Genomic DNA, 4211 nt, shown 5'->3' with positions numbered 1-4211 from the left:
GGCGTTCCCGGTGAGCTGTACGTCGGTGGAGCCGGCGTCGGCCGCGGATACCTCGCAGACCCCGGACGCACCGCAGGCACCTTCATGGCCGACCCCTTCGCAGGACCGGGCACACGCATGTACCGCACCGGCGACCGCGTCATCCAACGCCCCGACGGACAACTGGAGTTCATCGAACGCCGCGACCACCAGGTCAAGATCCGCGGCCGCCGCGTCGAGACCGGTGAGATCGAAGCCGTCATCCGCGGCCTGGACACCGTGGTGGACGCCGCGGTCGCCGTGCTGCCCGACGCCTCCGGCAACCCCCGCCTCTTCGGCTATCTGACCGGCCCGGACGTGGACGCCGCGCAGGTCCGCGCCGAACTCGCCCAGCTGCTGCCCGCGTACATGATCCCCGCGTCCTGGCTCGTCCTGGACACCATGCCGCTCACCCCCAACGGCAAGCTCGACCGCAAGGCCCTGCCCCGGCCCGCGGCCGTCGAACAGGACACGACGCGCGGCCCGCGCAACGAGCGCGAGAGCGCCCTCTGCACCGTCTTCGGCGACGTACTCGGCCTGCCGACCGTCGGCATCGACGAGGACTTCTTCGCCCTGGGCGGCGACAGCATCCGCTCCATCCAGGTCGTCAGCCGCGCCCGCAAGGCCGGACTCACCCTGACCACCCGCGACGTCTTCACCTACAAGACCGTCGCCGCCCTCGCCCGCACCGCGGGCGGGGTCGACGCGGACGCCGCGAACGGCATCGGCGCGGGCGACGACGACAGCGGCGTCGGAGCGTACGACCTCACGCCGATCATGGGGCAGCTGCACGAGGACACCCGGAGCCTGACCGGTCCCGTCGTCAAGTACAGCCAGCACGTCGTCGTACGCGTCCCCGCCGACCTCGACGCCGACCGGCTCGACGCCGCCCTGCACGCCCTGGTTGACCACCACGACGCCCTGCGCACCCGGGCCACCGAACCGGCCCCGGGGCTCTGGCACACGGAGGTCCTGGCGCCGGGCGCGCTGAAGGGCGTACGCCTGGTCGCCACCGTGGACGCCGGCGGCATCAGGGACACCAAGGACGCCAAGGACATCCTCGGGCTCGCCGAGCGGCAGGCGTCGGCGGCCCGCGCCCGCCTCGACCCCGCCGCCGCCGTCATGGTCCAGGCCGTGCTGCTCGGCGCCGGGCCCGGCGCCGACACCGGCTGGCTGGTGATGTGCGCCCACCACCTCGTCGTCGACGGCGTGTCCTGGCGCATCCTGCTGCCCGACCTGGAGGCCGCCTGCCAGGCGCTCGCCGACGGCCGCAGCCCGGCCCTCGACCCCGTCGGAACCTCGTACCGCAGCTGGTCCCGGCTGCTCACCGAGCAGGCCCGCACCCAGGTGCGCGGCCACGAACTCGCCCTCTGGCAGGACATGCTGGACGGCCCCGACCCGCTCGTCGGCACCCGCAGGCTCGACCCCGCCCAGGACATCTACGGCACCCGGCGCGGCCTCCGCCTCGAACTGGGCCCCGACCTCACCGGGCCGCTGCTCACCAACGTCCCCGCGGCCTACCACGCGGAGGTCAACGACGTACTCCTGACCGGCCTCGCCCTGGCCGTCGCGGACTGGCGCAAGCGGCACGGCCACGCCCACTACGCGCAGACCCTGATCGAGCTGGAGGGCCACGGCCGCGAGCAGCTCGTCGACGGCCTGGACCTGTCGCGCACCGTCGGCTGGTTCACCAGCGCCTTCCCGGTACGTCTCGACCCCGGCGCCCTGGACTGGGACGAGCTGTGGGCGGGCGGCCCGGCACTGTCCACGGCCCTGAAGAGGATCAAGGAACAGCTGCACGCCCTGCCCGACCGGGGTGTCGGCCACGGCCTGCTGCGCTACCTCAACCCGCACGCCGCCCGCGCCCTGTCCGGCTACCACCGGCCGCAGATCGGCTTCAACTACATGGGCCGCTTCGACGCGCGCCAGGCCGGTCTGTGGGAGCCCGTCGGCGGCGACGGCGTCGTCGGCACCGGGGCCCACCCCGGCATGCCGCTGCCGCACCTCATCGACGTCACCCCCGCGACCGAGGACCGCCACGACGGACCGCACCTGATCGCGAACTGGTCCTGGGCGGGACAGGCCGTGGCGGACGAGGACGCGCACGACATCGCGCAGACCTGGTTCCGCGCCCTGGAGCTGCTTTCCCGGGAGGCCGCCCGCCCGGACGCGGGCGGCCACACCCCCTCCGACCTGCCGCTGGTGGAGCTGACACAGGAGGAGATCGAGCAGTACGAGGGTGACCTCGCGCGGTCCGGCACGGCACTGGCCGACATCCTGCCGCTCACTCCCCTCCAGCAGGGCATGCTGTTCCACGCGGAGTACGACGCCGCCGGTGGGGACGGTCAGGACGCCGTCGACCTCTACACCCTGCAGATCGTCGCCGACGTGGCGGGCGACCTCGACCCCGCCGTGCTGCGCGCCGCCGGGCAGACGCTCCTCGACCGGCACCCGAACCTGCGCGCCGCCTTCCGTGCCCGTCCCGACGGCCCCCCGGTGCAGATCGTCCCGCAGAGCGCCGAACTGCCCTGGCGCGAGGCCGACCTGCGCCACCTGCCGGAAGGCGAGCGCACCGCCGAGCTGGACCGGATCACCGAATCCGAGCGCACCCGGCGCTTCGACCTGGCGGCCCCGCCGCTGCTGCGCTTCACGCTCGTCACGCACGGCGAAGGACAGCACCGCTTCATCTGGACCAGCCACCACATCCTGGTCGACGGCTGGTCGATGCCGCTCCTCGTCAAGGAGCTGTTCGCGCTGTGCGCGCCCGGCACGGACGTCACCGCACTGCCGGACCCCGCCCCGTACCGCTCCTACCTGGCCTGGCTGGCCGCGCAGGACCGCGATGCGGCGCGGTCGGCCTGGAGCGCGGCGCTCGGCGACGTGGCCGAGCCCACGCTGCTCGTCCCGGCCGACCCCGACCGCACGCCGGTGCTGCCCGACTCCGTACGGGCCGAGGTCCCCGCGGAGCTGACAGCGGCGCTCTCCGGGTGGGCCCGCGGACAGGGCCTGACCCTCAACTCCGTGGTGCAGGGCTGCTGGGCGCTGCTCCTGGGACGGCTCACCGGACGCCAGGACGTCGTCTTCGGCGCCGTCACCTCCGGCCGCCCCGCCGAGGTACCGGACGTCGAGTCGATGATCGGCATGTTCCTCACCACGGTCCCGGTCCGTGCCCGCCTGCACCCCGGGGCCACCCTCGCGGAGCTGCTGCGCGCCCTCCAGGACCAGCAGACGGCGCTGCTGCCGCACGAGCACCTCGGCCTCGTCGAGATCCACAAGGCCGCCGGGCTCTCCGGAGAGGTCTTCGACACGGTGGTCCTCTTCGAGAACTTCCCGCTGGACGCGGGCGGCCTCAACAACGGCACCTCCGGCGGCGGCCCCCGCGTGGTGAACGCCGAGGCCAGGGACGCCCGTCACCACCCGCTGAGCATGGCGGTCTTCCCGGGCGACACCCTGAACCTGCGCCTGGACTACGCGCCGGACCTGTTCACACGCGCGGACGTCGAGCGGGTCGCCGTGATGTTCGAGCACCTGCTGCGCACGGTGGCCGGACAGCCCGAACTCCCCCTCGCCCACATCGACGTGACCGCTCCCGGAATCCTCGGCAGGCCCGGCGTATCCGGTGAGCTCGGCGGCCTGCTGGGCACCTGGGACCCCTCGATCACCGAGGAGAGCCTCGGCGTCGTCGAGCGGGTACGGGCCGTCGCCGCCCGCATCCCCGACGAGACCGCCGTCACGGACAACGCCGGATCCGTCACCTACGGGCAGCTGGTCGAGTCGGCCGGCGGCCTGTCGGCGGGCCTCACCGAGGCCGGTGTCACCACCGGTTCGGTGGTGGCGATGCTGGCCGACCCGGGTGTGCCGTTCGTGGCGGGTGTACTGGGTGTGCTGGGTGCGGGCGGCGCGTATCTGCCGCTGGACCCGTCCGCGCCGGTGGCCCGTAACGCCGCTCTGCTGAAGGACAGCGGGGCCCGCTTCCTGCTCGTGGGCTCCGGATACGAGGCGCACGCCCGGGAACTCACCGCCGACGCCCTCATCGCCCTCATCTCTCTGGAAGACGGTCTGACCGCGCGTGCCCTGCCTCAGGCTGTCGGGGGCGGGTTGGATCTGGCGTATGTGATGTTCACGTCCGGTTCCACGGGTCGCCCCAAGGGGGCGATGGTCCAGCGGTCGGGCATGGTCAACCACCTGTGGGC

At 73.5% G+C, this 4211-nt stretch carries 1 protein-coding gene; it reads left to right on the top strand.

Translation table 11 applies throughout. From position 1 onward, the window contains the following. Positions 1-84: 84 nt before the first annotated feature. Positions 85-4211: condensation domain-containing protein (locus ACWDVB_RS40135; protein ID WP_451519999.1), on the top strand; the 4127-nt coding region annotated here is incomplete at its 3' end.

It is taken from the genome of Streptomyces sp. NPDC003379, assembly GCF_053589195.1.
Note: the sequence above shows the minus strand (reverse complement) of the source record. Positions and strands in the feature narration are given on the sequence as shown.